Below are 14,888 nucleotides of genomic sequence, written 5' to 3'. Positions count from 1 at the left end.
ATGGAGGCTAAAGTCCATGCTCATCAGGTCGCGGTTAGTTTGGTTGGATTCACCAGAGTGTTCGTGCTGGTCGATACATCCGAGCGATATCCTAGAGTAGGCGTTGATCCAATTGATCGCCTGGCGAGAAGAGCTTCGGCTCGACCTAACAATGCGCCGCCTAGCAACCACGTCCAAGGGATCAGCGCAGAATTCGGGATTAAGTCAAACATGTTTATCGCCACGAGCAGCGCAAGTGTGCCCATCGCACGCTGATCGCTCGGCGACGAGGCAAATCGAAAGGCAGACGCAGCTCGATAGACGCAAATCGCTAGCAGTCCGAACTCCAGCAAGAATCCTACCAGTCCAAACTGGCCGATAACGATGACCCATCGTCCATCGGTCACGCTGACGTCCCTACCGGTACTTTCGTCGTACACCCGGCTTCGTCCATAGCGTCCCCATCCAAACAAGGGTCGCTCGAAGGCACGTGCAAGTAACATGTTTTCGTTGGTAAACCGAAACTCCAGCGATTCGGCTCGTTCATTATCGATCGATTTCGCCACGTCGAGGATCGTTGTGGTGGGGACGAGGTCGAGTGATCGCAATACAGGATAAGCCAGCGAGATCGTAACCAGCACCACGGCGACACGAAACATCAGCTTTGGCTTAGCCATTAGAACCAAGAAGCCACCGATAATTCCATAAACAAGCGCACCCAGGCTCTTACAAAGTACGAGAAGGATGCTCAAGTACAGAGCCGCCAATCCCGATGGAATGGGATGCAGGCGAATGTGATTGCGCCAAAGCGTCATCGCGCTTAAGGCACTGGACATCAGGAGAAAAGCGGCGAGCAATCCATGGCCTATGAAGACCATAGGGCGGAATCCGCCTTCACGCATTGCTTGAACAAATTCAATTGGCGAATACTTATAAACCCAGAGGTGCAGTTGCGGGCTGAACCTGATCTCAAATAGCAGTGGGATCGAATAGAAGAGGAAAGCCACTGTGAGGATCCGCAGGACGGCTTCAGTATCTGATTGAGTTCGAAGGAAGGATCGCCCAAGCATGAACGGAATGAGGGCTATCAGTGCTGACGCGGCTGCGGAAATGGCGTCATAGAGGCCAACGCCCGGCAGAAAACGGCCACCGATAATGAGATAGTCGCTATTCAATTCGCTCGTGATTATGGGCGATACTACGGTGCCTAGGATCAATGCTTCCACCACACCAAATTGTCTTGATCGTTTCGGCGACTTGCCCCGGGAAAAAAATAAGATGCCTGCAAGAGCGCAGAAGCTTGCCATACTGGCTTTATCAAGCTGCGGAACCATCGGGAGCTTGATGCCCGTGTTGCTGGGAAGAAGCAGCTGGGCCGTCAGAAAAGTTAAGATCAGGGCTTCCGATCGAGATTTGCAAAATGCAAACAGGCAAAGGCTCACGATTGGCCAAAGCAGGAGAGCCAGTGCCGCAATAAGTGTTAGGTTTTCCTCAGCCAATGCTCGGTTCCTGACGGGTGCGACGTGGAACGGGAAACTTTGATTCCAACATGCTTGTTTAGCTGGAGGTCTTCAGTCCAGCAGCCTGTTTCTTGCAACTCGTAAGAACTCTAAGAGAGGCGCCAGAAATGTCTTATCCAAAAGCTTGGGAGAAATGTCACTCTTTGTGCCGTGTTGCTTTGCCAAGTTGGGAGATGTGATAAAGACGCGTGTTTGCGGTCGCACCAGCAGCAAATGGCCGAAAGTACCATCACGGCCCATAGATCCGCCATCGGGGTGGCCGGCCGGTCTCGATTGACATTCCTTCATATAAGTTATGATCACATCAAAAAATGAACCATTGACCGCATAGAAATGTCCTCCGATTGTTCCTGTTGAATAGCGGAGCAATCCTGTTTCTGAGGAGGGAGGCAGTGTCGGAGTCAAATACCCAAAATAGATGATGTCCCATTCGGCTGGAATTTGATCGACAATTGTTTGCACAACCGAGGGCTTGACAACGTTGAAGTGAACGTCGTCCTCAAAGATAAGCACGTTCTTTAAGCGCGTTTGTCGCGCAAGCTCAAGGACTCGATGGTGACTGGCTACTGATCCTCTATATCCAGTTGAGGGGAACGATCCCGCGTCATCGAACTTTATTGCTGGAAATAGACTGATCTTACATCTTGGATTTTGACCCGGGGGCGCGGCTTCAATCTCGAACCCGAGTTTCTTGAATTCCTGCTCAGCTCTCCTCCTTCGATCAGCTCGCTCAGGAAGATTGATCAGGAAGGCGTGATCGAAGTAATCGATTATCTGTTTCACTTGGAAGCCATTCATCCAATGCGCTTAGCGGTAATCTCTCGAGAAACGTCTGATCGATGACAGTAGATCATTTCTGTCGATGGGCTTGGGTTTGAGGATGGCGAGACGCCCGCGCATTTCGAGTTCTGCGAACTTCTCAACCTCACGATAGTGAGGTCGACCTGCATAATCGTCGAACATTATCTCAAAATCATCGAGACGACTAATGGAGTAGAGCGCACAGTGCACACGGAAGCGGCCATCGATTAGGATGAGATCCGGTCGAATATTGTAGGTCCAGGGTAGTTCGGCATAGTTCTTCCAGCGTACTAGCCTCCCGGGGATTTCTGTTTTTAGCAGAGGAAATCCCCAGGCGGTCGTGATACCGATATTGGCATGGAGCAAGTGTCCATTGCTTAAATCGTATTGGGCAATCTTTTTACGGACGCTCTCTAAGTAGACGCAGTCACTATCAACGGTGACAAATGGTTTTTTCAGGCTGGCAGCAACGACGGTGCTGCCTCCGCTGCCATACTCAAGATAGAATGATGCCTTCGTAAGCCGATCGAGAAAATAGGCTCGGCCGTCAGCATCGAACTGCGGCTGATCTGGAACATCGAATCCGTGTCGATACCTATCGATCAAGAACCTCGCCGTCGATAATGATTTTCTGAACATAGCTCAACATTCTGTGGGCTGCGCCCTGACAACATACATTCTTGCTGGCTTTTAGGCCATTCGCTCAAAAATCGATTATAATTCCGCTTTTTTGGAATCTGCTTGTGTTCGATGATCTGAGGGCGACGACACATTAGGCGGTCGCGCCAAAACATCGCGAAGCCGATTCCTTCAGGGAAGCGAGCGAGAAGCTGAAAGGAAGCGAGGCGCGCAGACGCATTCATTCGGTATGCAGCAAGATTGCGGTGGAGACTCTAGGTGGCAACAGATGATCTGGCGTCCTTCACCTCGTCGCCTCCCAGCCACAACTCCTGCGCCACGCCGATCTCTTCATCAGCCATGCGCTGCCGATCTGACGCCGGCTTCCAACTCAGTTCGGCGCGGGCATACACGGATGGGGGCCGCGTTGCGAGACGAGACATCGTTGATACCCTCTTCAGGAGGGGCCGCCGCTTATTAACCCATGACGCCACAGCTCATCGCGCACTAGTCTTGCGGTCGAGATGAATGGCAGGCGCCCATAGCAAGTAGCCTTGCCGAGCGAGCTTTCGGACCCCCGCTGAATAGACAGCCGCGGGGACGAGATCAGGCATTTGACATCCGGATTCTGCTGTCGGAACAGAGTGAATGATCCGTCTATGTACATCTTGCCGCCCAGCGGATGTCCTGCTGGCCGCTCTATCACTGATTCAAGATATCTCGCAAGGTTGGGAATAACTCTAGCTCTCACGGCGTAACAGTGAGCCCAGTAGAATCCCCCCGTGTAAGTGACAAAGCCATTTTCTGAGGACGGTGGATCACGAAGCGAATGGCCAAGAAATAGGATGTCCCAATCGAGCGTCCTGATGGTCTCGGCGATCTCGGGTCCTCGGGAGCCGATTGCAGTTCTAAAAATTGCGTCATCTTCCAGGATCAGGACTGATTCCAATCGGTCGGCTTCCGCCCTGCGAATGATATCAAGATGACTGAGGAAATTGCCGTACACTCCACGAGATGGAAAGCCGTTTGTGGTCTCGGGTCTTGGAGCGTTCGGAATTCGGACCTTGGGGTCGTCGATGTCCAGCCCGACGCGCGCCAGTTCGGAGCGCAGTGCTGCCAAGCGATCAGTTCGTTCAGGCAAATGGATGATCTCGATTCGATCAAAATATTCAAACAACGCGGCCTTATACATATTGTACCTCATGTGAGCTGCTCCCGGTTTCGCGCAGATCCATTGTTGGCTTATCCGATCTCACCTCGATGCTTCACTTGTATTCTATAATTCGAGACGGAGATCGCAGAAGCCTGTTGCGAATGAACATGAGCTGGCCGACGCTTTCGGGAAGACGTGATAGCAGGTCAAAGAAAGCCAATTGAACTCGAACAGGCCACGTTCCCGGAATGTGAAAGACTCTGCGTCCGAGCTGCAGCGGAAAAATCAGAAATGCCAAGAGGCCGGGTAATCCGAAGGCAATGGTAAGGGAGATACATATCAAGGGAATTATGAGGCCCCACAAAATGGCACGCCGACTTTCCCAAACCCAAAGCCGTTCGGGGGGCGTCCCATGGAGATAGGCCCCGTTCGCGAAAGCATATCCGCTGCGTACGTGCCTACGCCACCATTGCTCGAATCGCGTCATCGCGGCGTCGTGCAAGGTCATTTCCTCGTCAATTCGCCAGATCAGCCAGCCGGCAGCGCGAAGTCGAACGCTGAGCTCGGGCTCCTCACCCGCGATCAGTTCGTCGCGATAGCCTCCAACATTGGTGAGGGCAGCGGTCCTTATCACTACGTCGCCGCCGAAGAAGCGGGCTTCTCCGACCGGCACGTTCCATTCGCGGTCACAAAGTTCATTGTAGAACGAAAGTTTCGGATGACGCTCGCGACGTCGGCCAAATACGGCGCAAACCTTTGGGTGTTCATCCAGAAACGCTATGGAGCGATCGGGCCAGTGCTTCGCCAGTTCGCAATCGCCGTCTACAAATTGCACGTACTCCAGATCAGGCCGCAGCTCCATCAGGCGGACAAAGCCAGCGTTGCGTGCCCGCGCGGCGGTGAAGCCTGTCTTCATGTCGAGCTCTACGACTTCGACGCCGTAGCTTCTGGCCCAATCGACCGAGTCGTCGGTCGAGCCAGAATCGACGTAAACGATCAAATCGGCGTTTTGAGCGGAGATCAGGCATTGCTTGAGGCGCTCGCCTTCATTGCGACCGATCGCGACAACGCCGTAGCGATATGGCCACCCAGCGGGCGTCACGAGTTGAAAACTTCCGTCGATTGCTGGCGACGCGGCTTTACGACAGCGGGCACGCCGATAGCTATGCTGTTTTCGGGAACGTCCTCGATCACGACAGCGTTGGCTCCGATAATTGAATTGTCGCCGATCCTGATCGGACCCAGCAATTTGGCTCCTGCGCCAATGTCGACGTTGTTGCCGATAACAGGAGCAGCGGGCTCCTCGACACGTCGTAGCCCGACAACCACGCCGTTCCGGATGCGGCAATTGTCTCCGAAACGCGCGTAGCCACTGACAATAATGCCGCCAAAATGATCGATAACGAAATTGCGACCCACGATCGCCTCGCAGGGCAGCTCTATTCCGGTAATGATCTGAATGATCTTGTAGAGCACCTTGTAGATGAACGAACACAGCTTGCGCAGCAATGCCGGGCGCACGCCGTACCGCCATCGACCAAATCGATAGATCACCATGGCCCAAAATCCCTGGGCTCCCGCGTCGCGGCCGTGGGCGTTAAAATCGGCTCGAATATTGTCAAACATCAATGCAGTCCAGACGACCAGCTTGCGGGGTCAAATAATCAATTATGCTGTACCACCATGACGAATTGAACGGGAACCGTTTTTGGTCGTGTTGAGCGATCTGATGGCCGGTATCTGCGAAAGAATTGGGAGGTTAGTTAAGATTAGTGATGAACGCGGACCGGCGGGTGTTGTGTTTGATGAAAGCTCAGCTTCGATAGAAGGGCAATCCGCATCATCCTGCCGAGTATGCGATGCGCAGTCGTGATAATCGGACTTGTGCGTCGTCCAATGCCCCATGATCGGCATCTGTTTATGGGGTCGGATTCTTGCCCATCCCTCCGGGATATCCCGTCGCCACCCCGTATGGCTCGACGTCGGCAATCACGACGGCGTTCGCCCCGATCCGAGCATGTGCGCCGATCTTGACCGGCCCGAGGACCTTGGCGCCGGCCCCGATGTCGACGTGGCCGGCAATTTCGGGAACCCCGCCGCGGCCGCGGCTACCAAGTGTGACCTGGTGGAAAATCAGGCAATTCACCCCGATTTTGGCGTCCGGATGAATGACAATGCCGTTCGGGTGGGGGATCAGCAGCCCGCCGCCGATCTGGCAGGTGAGCGGTATCTCGGCTCCGGTCACCACGCTCCAGAAGCGGTGGCGCAGCGCGATGAACTTGCAGCACAGCCTGCCGAAAAGCCCGCCGCGTGCCCGCCAGAACTGGTAGCGCCGGACCGTCAGCAGCAGCTTGCGGCCGGGGTCCCAGAACTGCCGCGGATGTTCCCGCGTCCAGTCGGGAACATCGGCGCTGATCTCTTTGGTAGCCTGATCCACCTGTGTGCACCTGTCCTGGAATTAAACCAAATAGCGGACGGCTCGCCGCGTTGGAAGCGCGCCGGTTCTCAATGCGCGCAACCATCTCCATCGGCCGTCGATCGCCGACGGCCCGCGATTTCCTGGGGACGCCCGCCCCATCCATTTCCTTGGAATTGGCATTTCATTCAGGGTGCAGTATTAATCACGTATATTAAATCGATTTCACTAAGCAAGATTTTCGTAGTAGATCGCTTGCGATTCGTTAATTATATGATGGCCCACCCGCGGTGCGTCGGGCGAAGATTTGAAGTTCGTGGAGCTTTTATGTTAAATACGTTACGCACCCTGCCGGCCTCGTCCGACTTGGCCGATCGATCTGCGGATCCGCAATCGGCCTGCGCCTCTCCGGACGACCTTTCCCGCAATATATTTGGCCTCCTCGGCATTCCCGTGGACGCGCTCCATTTTCCTTCGCTGCTGCGCTCGATGGAGCTCGCAACGAATGCCGGCGCGCCATTTCTGATTTCGACACCCAACGTTAATTTTCTCGTAAAGAGCCAGATCAACGGCACCTTCCGCGAGTCCATGCTGCTGAGCGACCTGTGTCTTGCGGACGGCATGCCGCTGATCTGGATCGCCAAGCTCTTACGTATTCCAATCCATGAGAGAGTCGCCGGCAGCGACCTGTTCGGCCGGCTCAAATCGGCCAACGCCACGGGCCGGCGGCTGCGGGTTTTCCTGCTGGGCGGGGCCGAGGGGCTGGCGGCTGCCGTCGGCGCCAGACTAAACGCCGAGAGGGGCGGGCTGGAATGCGCCGGCGTGCTCAATCCAGGTTTTGGCACGATCGAAGAGATGAGTTCGCCGAAAATAATCGATGAAATAAATGCCAGTAACGCGGATTTAATTGCGGTGTTCTTCGGCGCGGAGAAGGCCCAGGCCTGGCTGCTGCATAACCATTGGCGGCTGCGCCCGCCCGTTCGCGCCCAGTTCGGCGCCACCATCAATTTCGAAGCCGGAACCGTCCGGCGGGCGCCGCCGATGCTCCGCAGCACCGGTTTCGAGTGGCTGTGGCGCATCAAGGAAGAGCCGTATCTTTGGCGGCGTTACTGGAGCGACGGGAAGGCGCTGCTCGCGATGCTGGTCACTTGCGTCCTGCCCCTGATGCTGAGTGAATGGCGGACGCGAAACTTGAACAGGCTGTCGATCGCAAGGTGCGAAGACCACGGTTCCGTGACCATTTCTCTGTCGGGGGCCGCCGTGGCCACACACGTTGACGGCGCGATCGAACAACTCCGCGACGCGCTCGACAGCGGCAAACAGTTGATCGTCGACGTTTCGAATACGCAGTACGTCGACGCCAGATTCTTCGGCCTGTTCCTGATGGTTCGGAAACAATTGGCTGGCCGGGGGCAGAAACTGCTGTTTACGGGCGCCTCCGCCGGCCTGCGACGAATATTCCGACTGAACAGATTCGAATTCCTCCTGTCACAGGAAGTGTGATAGCGGAGGCGACAGACGATTATCCGGCCGCCTTTCGGCCGCATGACACTAATCCAGGGCCAAAGATGAAGCAGCCAGTCGGTCAGACGTTTCGCGTTCGCAGCGGACTTGCGCTCCTGCTCGTCACGTTTGTAGCGGGCTGCGGATCGCCCGAAGAGCGCGCGCAAAGTTACTATGAGAGCGGAATGGCTCTCATCGAAAAGAAGGACGACCTCGAGGCGCGCAAGGAACTCCTGAAAGCCGTCAAGTACAAGAGCGACAAGGTTGAAGTCTGGCGGGCGCTCGCAGGCATCGACGAACGGACAAAGGCGACTTCGCTCTTCCTGGATTTGCGCCGTATCGTCGAACTGGATCCGAACGATCTGAATGCGAGATTGAGGCTTGCGCGAATTATGGTGGGCGGCGGGGCCGCCGAGGCCGCGCTCCGGGTCGTCGATGCCGCGAACGAGGGCGACAAGCCGAATGCGGAACTCCATGCTTTGCGGGCGATCATTCTCCTTCGAACAAACGACAATGCCGGCGCGATCCGCGAAGCCCAGCGCGCCTATGAGATCGACCCGGCCAACGTCGATGCGATCTCGTTGCTTGCATCGAAAAAGGTCGCAGATGGCGACCTCGATGGCGGACTGAAGCTTCTGGATTCTGTTCCTGCGGACAAGGACGAAACGCGCATCACCCTGCAGAAGATCGACACGTATGCACGCAAGAAGGACTTGGCGAAGGCAGAAGAGTTGCTGCGCAAGCTGATCGCGCAAAATCCTCAAGAGGCTGCATACCGCGCCCAGCTTCTGCAGTTTCTCATCGCGCAGCGAAAGTTCGTCGAGGCCGAGAAGGAATTTCGGGCGAGGGCCGAAGCCAACCCGACCGACAGCAAGATCGGGCTCGACCTTGTCCGCTTCTTGGCTGCCACGAAGGGCGCGGATGCCGCCAGAGCAGAGTTGGAAGCGCGGATCAAGGCAGGCGGCGATGACTTCGATTACCAGATCGCACTGGCTGAACTGAATCTGGGGCAGAACCGAGCGGCGGATGCCGTGCAGGCTTTGCAGAAGCTGACTAGCACGGCAGCCACCCCCGACAAGAAGCTCGCCGCCCAGGTCAAGCTTGCGGAGGTCTATATTGCCAAGAACGACAAGGCGGCTGCCGAGCCCTTGATCGCCGATATCCTCTCGAAGGATCGCCGAAACTCGGGCGCGCTCCGGCTGCGGGCGGCCCTGAGCATCGACAAGGGCCAGATCGACAGCGCCATTTCCGATTTGCGCGAGGCGCTCAACGATCAGCCGAAGTCGGTTGAGCTGCTGTCGTTGATGGCAGTGGCGTATGAACGCAGCGGCAAGGCCGAGTTGGCCGATCGTCAGTATGCCGACGCGCTCAAATCATCCAACTCCAATCCTGATGTCGTCCTCCGCTACGTAGCGTTCCTGCAACGCAAGGGCGACGCGGCTCGCGCCGAAGAGATTCTGACGGAGGCTGCTAATCGCAATTCCGGCAATCTCCAGATCTGGTCGTCGCTGGCGCAGGTCAGATTGAGCCGGCAGAATTGGTCGGGAGCCTTGGCGATCGCGGACGCGATGGGACGCGTCGATGAGGGCCGCGTGACTGCCGAACAGATCCGCGCGGCGGCGTTCGCTGGCCAGAACAAGATCGAGGAAAGCGTCGCAGCGCTGGAGGCTGCGCACAAAGCAGCGCCGGACGCACCACAGCCGGCGCTTGCACTCGCCTCGGCCTATGTGAAGCAGGGCAAGCCAGACAAGGCTGCGGCGCTGCTGCAGGCGATGAGCAACAAGTTCCCAGCCAATGCCCAGCTTCTCGTGTTTCTCGGGCAGGCCAAACTGGCGGAAAAGAAGAACGATGAGGCGCTGCAAAGCTTCAGGAAGGCAGTCGAGCAGCAGCCGAATGAGCCGGCGGGGTACACTGCGCTGACCGAGCTCTATGTTCAAAGCAAGGACTTTGATGCGGCTGACAAGGTGCTCAAGGCCGCACTTGCGGAGTTGCCCGGCAATGTAGCTTTCCGTCTCTCCCTGGCTGGATTGCAGATCCAGCGGGGGAACAGCGACGCCGCAATATCTCAGTACGAAGCGATTCTGCAGGACCAGCCGAATTCCGTGGTTGCGATCAACAATCTCGTCAGCCTGCTACTGGACAATCGGAGCGACAAGCCAAGTCTCGAACGTGCGTTTGAGCTGTCTGAGAAATTGAAAAGCTCCAACGTGCCGCAATTTCAGGACACGTTCGGATGGGCTCAGTACAAGCGTGGCGATTTCAAGGGTGCGATCGCAACCCTGGAGCCAGCGTCTGCCAGCATGCCGAACCTTGCGGCAGTCCACTATCACCTCGGCATGAGCTACGCGGCTGCGGGGCAAACCGAAAAGGCGACCGAACGGTTCAAGACCGCATTTTCGCTGGAGCCGGACGGGACGCCCCTCAAGGACAGCATCCGCTCAGCGATGAAGTGAACGCTGGCTGGAGCATGTTCGGGAAAAGCGGATAACGGTTTCCACTGAGGACAAGCGCGAAGCGTTTGCACGGAGAGTATCGCCTTGTGCGGGTTGAGCGCCTGCGCGTCATGGGCCATTGCAATCATACTCGATTGCTCGCATTTTAAGTGCGCGGCTTAAGTGAGAAGGCATAGTGGACACCAGTTCGCTTGAGAGCGATAGCCAGCGCGATTGGCGCGAGCAAGCCCGCAACAATTCCAGCGACGAGATGGATGAAAGGGGAGCTTACGTGCAGAGAGGCCAGAAATATCCTGGTTCCCGCAGTAGCTATCGTGTGCACGACGAATATTTCGAGAGAATGATGACCGAGATACACGAAAGTCGGCGCGAACTTGCTTCTAGAAATCAGAATAGCAGTAGCACATCCTCCACAGATGCCTAGCGTTGCAAAAACTGGATAGAATCCGTCTTGCGGGAGGAGGATGCGACCCGCGGCGCATGCTAAGCCCGCAATCCCAATCAAGGCGAGTACGCCAGAATTCAGTTTTTCAACGTCTCGCAGATGAACTGAACCAATCGCTGCGCCGATGGCGAAGTAGATAGCAAATCGACTGACTTCGGCCATCACTCTGCTGTCCAACAGGAGGGGTGTCGCATCAGGATGAATAGCGATTGCTGCCGCCAAGAAGATCCAGAAGGTTGTTCGGCTCAAATATAGCAACTTGAAACCGATTGAGAGAACGAAGAGTGCGTACAGAAACCAGTATTGTTCGATCGGGTGATAGAAGATCAGAGACAGGTCACGCAAACTTCGCGGCGTGGTTGGGAGCGGTCCGAGTGCTGTCTTCAACAATATCGTAATGATCGACCACACAAAGTAAGGATAAGCGAGGGTCGCAACTTTATCGAAGACGAAATGGGGGAGCGTGTTTTTTTCAGCGGACCTTGCAATAAAAAGCCCAGTCAAGAAAAAGAACAGTGGCATGTGGAATGAGTAAATCCACGTGTCGACGTATTGGACGGTCGCTGTTTCAATCAATATGCGCGCTTCCAGCAGCCCTCGGATCGCGTGCCCGACGACCACCAAAATGATTCCAAATCCTTTGGCCGCGTCGACCCAGTCGACGCGGCCCTGCTGAGCCCCATGATCCCCCATCGCCGTGAGCCTAACGGTCCGGTCCATAGCTTCGCAAGGTTTTAGAGGCGACCACGCAACAAAAAGACCGCCGAGGCGGCTTCCGTTCTAGCAGTGCAGCGCACAAATGGTTTTTGCTTTGTACGTGCGCGAATCTCGGTAAAAAAATAGGCGGCGACATGTCATCGGGGATGAGCATGGATGTCGTAGAGATCGTAATTTGCGGCTTGCTGGCTTTGTGGGGTCCGCCCTTGCTGTTTGCGGCGTTCTTGCTGCTGCCAATCCGATCAACTGCCTCGCGATCCAGACGACGAGAGACAGCCAACCGCCCATCAGCCGTTATAACCGCGAGGAAGTAGTTCAAGCCATAGGTGGCGCACCGGTACACAAAGTCGCCAAGCGGAGCATGGTCGTTTGGCGACTTCGCTGGTGTGGGCCCCGGACCTGGGGAAATGGTCCGAGCGGGATGACGATTAGTTGCCCGACGGCAGCACAGTCCAGTTGTGCGTCACAACGAACATCAGGCTATGGGAATCCGCAGGCCCCAGGCCGGACACAGTTGGGGTGCCGGTGATCGGATCGAAGATGGTGGTGCCGGTGCTTGCGAACCGATGCTGGTACCGGTAGGTGGCCGACGTCAGCCATTCCCGGGTCAGATTGTAGCTGTAGGTCGCCGACGCCGAGGCAAAATCCGTCGTCGTGGTCGATATCTGCCGGTTGCCGCTCGCTGAAAACGACAGAGTGGATCGTGAATTGATGCTGTGGCTCAGCGATGCCGTGATCGAATCCCGCTTGAACAGAGAGCCGACAATGCTCGGTCCGACCGACTGGCTGGCGATGACAGACAAGGTTGTGCTCTTCAGCATGCGATAGGTGAGAACAGCGTCACCGATCCAGTCGAGCTGTGTGTTCGATACGGGTGTGGCCGACGTCGTGCCCCCGAATGCTGAACTCGAAAGCCCCCGATCGGTTACCAGATAGGCGACGCCGACATTGGCGCGAAAGGAAAGCACCGCCGACAAATTGGCGTCAAACCCGGCCTGCTCACGAAAAATCTGGACCTGCGTGTTGAATGCGTTGCCATATTCGAGCAGTTCGTACTCGGAAGACAGGTTGATCGCTGTGACCGAACTTAGCGAGCGCCGCCAATTGCCGCGCGCAAGTGTATCCGTAAATGGCAGGCCACCACTGGACGGCTCGTAACTTGTGCGAGTGGACGTGGCGAACAGAGACACTGTGTCAATTGCGGTGATCGAACGGTCGATTCCGCCGGTTGCCGTAAGCCGATCGATGAAGCCTGAAGCCGGCGTGGAAACGCCGAGATCGTTCAGGATCGCGAGAGCGGTACTTTGCTGTCTCCAGTTCGCCTCGACATACTCCCGGTCAAAGTTCGTCTTTTCCCGAACCTCGTAGCGGGCCCCGAATCCATAGTTCAGGAATTCCGACGCGGTTCCAGCAGCGCCCGGACCCCAATATTTCCTGTAGGTACCGTCGCCAGTGAAGTTGAACTTGGATGTCGGCGTGCGCGCCTCTGCGTCAGCGTTGAGCGTGGTGTAGGATCCCACCGATCCCGCGGGGGAGCTGCGCAAGAACTGATTGCTATTGACTTCGACGGTTTCGCTCTCGCTGGCCTTAATCGACCAGTCGAACGCAAATGCCACGGACGGCGCCATGCCAAAGCACACCGAGACTGCTATGGCAGCTCTCTTCACGTTGCTTCTCGCCCCCGCCGATCGTCAAGCCTCACTCAAACAAGCGTCGTTCCGGAACCATGATGACGTCGCCGGCCCGCAAGGTGATGTTACCTTCAAGGTCGTTACCGGCTTCGTAAGCGCGGTAGTTGAACATGAAAATTGTTTCGTCGCCGCCTGGGCCCTTGCGCCTCACCTGGATGCGGTTCTTCGCAGCAAAGGGTCCGATACCGCCAGCAAGGGCGATAGCCTGCATCAAGGTCGTTTTCTGCCTGACGACATAGGAGCCCGGCTTGATGATCTCGCCGGTGATGAAAATCTTCGGCTTCAGGTCGTCCTCGGGGATCTCCTTGGGCGCGTTTAGGACCGCGACCGTAACGTCGAGATTCTCGTCCTTGTAGTTGTTCTTCAGCTTGTTCTTGAGAATGTTTTCGAGCGCCAATGGCGTCAGCCCGCGTGCCCGGATATGGCCGGCGAGGGGGAACGCGATTTCACCGGAGGGGTCGACGACAACGTTCCGATCGAGCTTGGGGTCTTGCAGGACCGAAATACTAAGGCTGTCGCCCGACTTCAGGGTCTGCGCGTTCGCCGCCGGAGTCAGGAAGGCAATACACAGCAGTGCCAGCAGGATTCGCATATCATTCCCCCAAACTATCGGCAAAAAGCCCGTAAACAAAGACACTTGGGCCGTCGTGTGGGGTCACCCGAACACGCAGCCATTATTTAGCCTTGGGGGAAACTAATAGGATACAAGGACTTAGGGAACCCGAGAGAACTTTTTTACCGGAAAAATGCTGTACTGTTGCTTATCCGCAATAACGTCCCGCACAATGTGGTCCGAAATCACCCGCTGGTCGTTGGCAAAGCCATAAACCAGCGCCGTGTCACACAAGACGTTAATCATCCGGGGTATTCCGCCGCTCGCGGAGGCGATCAGCGAGCAGGCTTCCTGGGTGAACAGGGGGCGGCGGGCACCCACCGCCTGGAGCCGAAACGCGATATAATTGGCTACCTCCCGGTCGTCGAGGGGGCGAAGGTGGAAGTCGGAGGAAATCCGCTGCGCGAACTGATGCAGCTTCGGCGCCAGGAGCAGGTCGCGCAGCTGGGGCTGGCCGACCAGAATCAGCTGCAAAATCTGAAACTTGTCAGCGTTAATATTGGAGATCATGCGCAAATGTTCGAGCGCCTCCGGCTCGAGATTCTGCGCCTCATCGATGATCAATATGGTCCGTCTTCCGTTGGCGAATTGACCATACAGAAAGTCTTGTAACTTCTTGAAAAGGTTTGGGTAATCCCCGTCGAACGATTGGCCGAGCGACATCAGGATCCATTGCAGCAATTCCTGCCGCCCCTGCGGAGAATTCGAGATCAGGCCGATGGTGATCGCCGGGCTTACCTTCTTGAGCAAATGGCGGACCAGGGTTGTCTTGCCGGACCCTATTTCACCTGTAATGACGGTGAAGCCGGCGTTGTTCATGACGCCGAACTCCAGCATCGTGAACGCCATGGAATGCATCTTGCCCCAATAAATCAGGTCGGGGTCGGGGAGAATTGAAAAAGGTTTCTCCCGCAGCTGATAAAATGCCTCGTACATTGAACTTCCTTAGCCCGGCTACAGACCCTTATAGCGTAATTCG

14 protein-coding genes are annotated in these 14,888 nt (G+C 56.2%); 2 read left to right on the top strand and 12 right to left on the bottom strand.

Going from position 1 to position 14,888, the window contains the following annotated elements; all coding sequences use genetic code 11:
- Positions 1 to 23: 23 nt before the first annotated feature.
- The 8 genes from IVB05_RS33215 to IVB05_RS33180 all read right to left on the bottom strand — a co-directional run bounded on the left by IVB05_RS33215 (position 24) and on the right by IVB05_RS33180 (position 6,508).
- The gene (locus tag IVB05_RS33215; RefSeq protein ID WP_247780210.1) at positions 24 to 1,478 is read right to left on the bottom strand and encodes a hypothetical protein; all 1,455 of its coding nucleotides are present in this window, start codon (positions 1,476 to 1,478) and stop codon (positions 24 to 26) included.
- 72 nt (positions 1,479 to 1,550) lie between these two features.
- Positions 1,551 to 2,282, bottom strand: a complete 732-nt coding sequence (locus IVB05_RS33210; RefSeq protein WP_247780209.1) for a glycosyltransferase family 25 protein — start codon at positions 2,280 to 2,282, stop codon at positions 1,551 to 1,553.
- Positions 2,283 to 2,306: 24 nt separating this feature from the next.
- Positions 2,307 to 2,906 (bottom strand): hypothetical protein, encoded by a 600-nt coding sequence (locus IVB05_RS33205; protein ID WP_247780208.1) that lies wholly within the window; start codon positions 2,904 to 2,906, stop codon positions 2,307 to 2,309.
- 287 nt (positions 2,907 to 3,193) lie between these two features.
- Positions 3,194 to 3,361: a hypothetical protein gene (locus IVB05_RS33200; RefSeq protein WP_247780207.1), complete on the bottom strand. Its 168-nt coding sequence runs from the start codon at positions 3,359 to 3,361 to the stop codon at positions 3,194 to 3,196.
- 14 nt (positions 3,362 to 3,375) lie between these two features.
- The gene (locus IVB05_RS33195; protein ID WP_247780206.1) at positions 3,376 to 4,110 is read right to left on the bottom strand and encodes a hypothetical protein; all 735 of its coding nucleotides are present in this window, start codon (positions 4,108 to 4,110) and stop codon (positions 3,376 to 3,378) included.
- Between the two features lie 73 nt (positions 4,111 to 4,183).
- Positions 4,184 to 5,173 (bottom strand): glycosyltransferase family 2 protein, encoded by a 990-nt coding sequence (locus tag IVB05_RS33190; RefSeq protein ID WP_247780205.1) that lies wholly within the window; start codon positions 5,171 to 5,173, stop codon positions 4,184 to 4,186.
- On the bottom strand, positions 5,170 to 5,697 hold the full coding sequence (locus IVB05_RS33185; protein WP_247780204.1) for a serine acetyltransferase: 528 nt from the start codon (positions 5,695 to 5,697) through the stop codon (positions 5,170 to 5,172). Before IVB05_RS33185 ends, IVB05_RS33190 begins: the two co-directional genes overlap by 4 nt.
- Positions 5,698 to 5,989: 292 nt before the next feature.
- Entirely contained in the window at positions 5,990 to 6,508 is a 519-nt protein-coding gene (locus IVB05_RS33180; protein ID WP_247780203.1) for a serine acetyltransferase, read from the bottom strand.
- Positions 6,509 to 6,760: 252 nt separating this feature from the next.
- Here IVB05_RS33180 and IVB05_RS33175 point away from each other — a divergent pair, with 252 nt between their 5' ends.
- A complete protein-coding gene (locus IVB05_RS33175) occupies positions 6,761 to 7,990 on the top strand; it encodes a WecB/TagA/CpsF family glycosyltransferase (protein WP_247780202.1) in 1,230 nt (409 codons plus the stop codon).
- A 185-nt stretch (positions 7,991 to 8,175) separates the two neighbouring features.
- On the top strand, positions 8,176 to 10,443 hold the full coding sequence (locus IVB05_RS33170; RefSeq protein WP_247780201.1) for a tetratricopeptide repeat protein: 2,268 nt from the start codon (positions 8,176 to 8,178) through the stop codon (positions 10,441 to 10,443).
- A gap of 145 nt (positions 10,444 to 10,588) precedes the next feature.
- On the opposite strand, the gene IVB05_RS33165 is transcribed toward IVB05_RS33170, so the two are convergent.
- The 4 genes from IVB05_RS33165 to IVB05_RS33150 form a co-directional block, all read right to left on the bottom strand.
- Positions 10,589 to 11,608, bottom strand: coding sequence for an acyltransferase (locus IVB05_RS33165; RefSeq protein ID WP_247780200.1), 1,020 nt, complete (start codon positions 11,606 to 11,608; stop codon positions 10,589 to 10,591).
- Positions 11,609 to 12,033: 425 nt separating this feature from the next.
- Entirely contained in the window at positions 12,034 to 13,221 is a 1,188-nt protein-coding gene (locus tag IVB05_RS33160) for a hypothetical protein (protein ID WP_247780199.1), read from the bottom strand.
- An 82-nt stretch (positions 13,222 to 13,303) separates the two neighbouring features.
- The gene (locus IVB05_RS33155; RefSeq protein ID WP_247780198.1) at positions 13,304 to 13,888 is read right to left on the bottom strand and encodes a polysaccharide biosynthesis/export family protein; all 585 of its coding nucleotides are present in this window, start codon (positions 13,886 to 13,888) and stop codon (positions 13,304 to 13,306) included.
- A gap of 120 nt (positions 13,889 to 14,008) precedes the next feature.
- Positions 14,009 to 14,845: an AAA family ATPase gene (locus tag IVB05_RS33150; protein ID WP_247780197.1), complete on the bottom strand. Its 837-nt coding sequence runs from the start codon at positions 14,843 to 14,845 to the stop codon at positions 14,009 to 14,011.
- Positions 14,846 to 14,888 lie beyond the last annotated feature (43 nt).

It is taken from the genome of Bradyrhizobium sp. 170, assembly GCF_023101085.1.
GTDB lineage: Bacteria > Pseudomonadota > Alphaproteobacteria > Rhizobiales > Xanthobacteraceae > Bradyrhizobium.
This window is presented reverse-complemented; position numbering and strand designations above follow the sequence as displayed.

Bases quoted from the DNA above. Each gene is read 5' to 3' on its own strand.
- IVB05_RS33200 (WP_247780207.1), bottom strand. From the start codon at position 3,361: ATGTCTCGTCTCGCAACGCGGCCCCCATCCGTGTATGCCCGCGCCGAA.
- IVB05_RS33195 (WP_247780206.1), bottom strand. From the start codon at position 4,110: ATGTATAAGGCCGCGTTGTTTGAATATTTTGATCGAATCGAGATCATC.
- IVB05_RS33185 (WP_247780204.1), bottom strand. From the start codon at position 5,697: ATGTTTGACAATATTCGAGCCGATTTTAACGCCCACGGCCGCGACGCG.
- IVB05_RS33175 (WP_247780202.1), top strand. From the start codon at position 6,761: ATGATGGCCCACCCGCGGTGCGTCGGGCGAAGATTTGAAGTTCGTGGA.
- IVB05_RS33170 (WP_247780201.1), top strand. From the start codon at position 8,176: ATGGCTCTCATCGAAAAGAAGGACGACCTCGAGGCGCGCAAGGAACTC.
- IVB05_RS33165 (WP_247780200.1), bottom strand. From the start codon at position 11,608: ATGGACCGGACCGTTAGGCTCACGGCGATGGGGGATCATGGGGCTCAG.
- IVB05_RS33155 (WP_247780198.1), bottom strand. From the start codon at position 13,888: ATGCGAATCCTGCTGGCACTGCTGTGTATTGCCTTCCTGACTCCGGCG.
- IVB05_RS33150 (WP_247780197.1), bottom strand. From the start codon at position 14,845: ATGTACGAGGCATTTTATCAGCTGCGGGAGAAACCTTTTTCAATTCTC.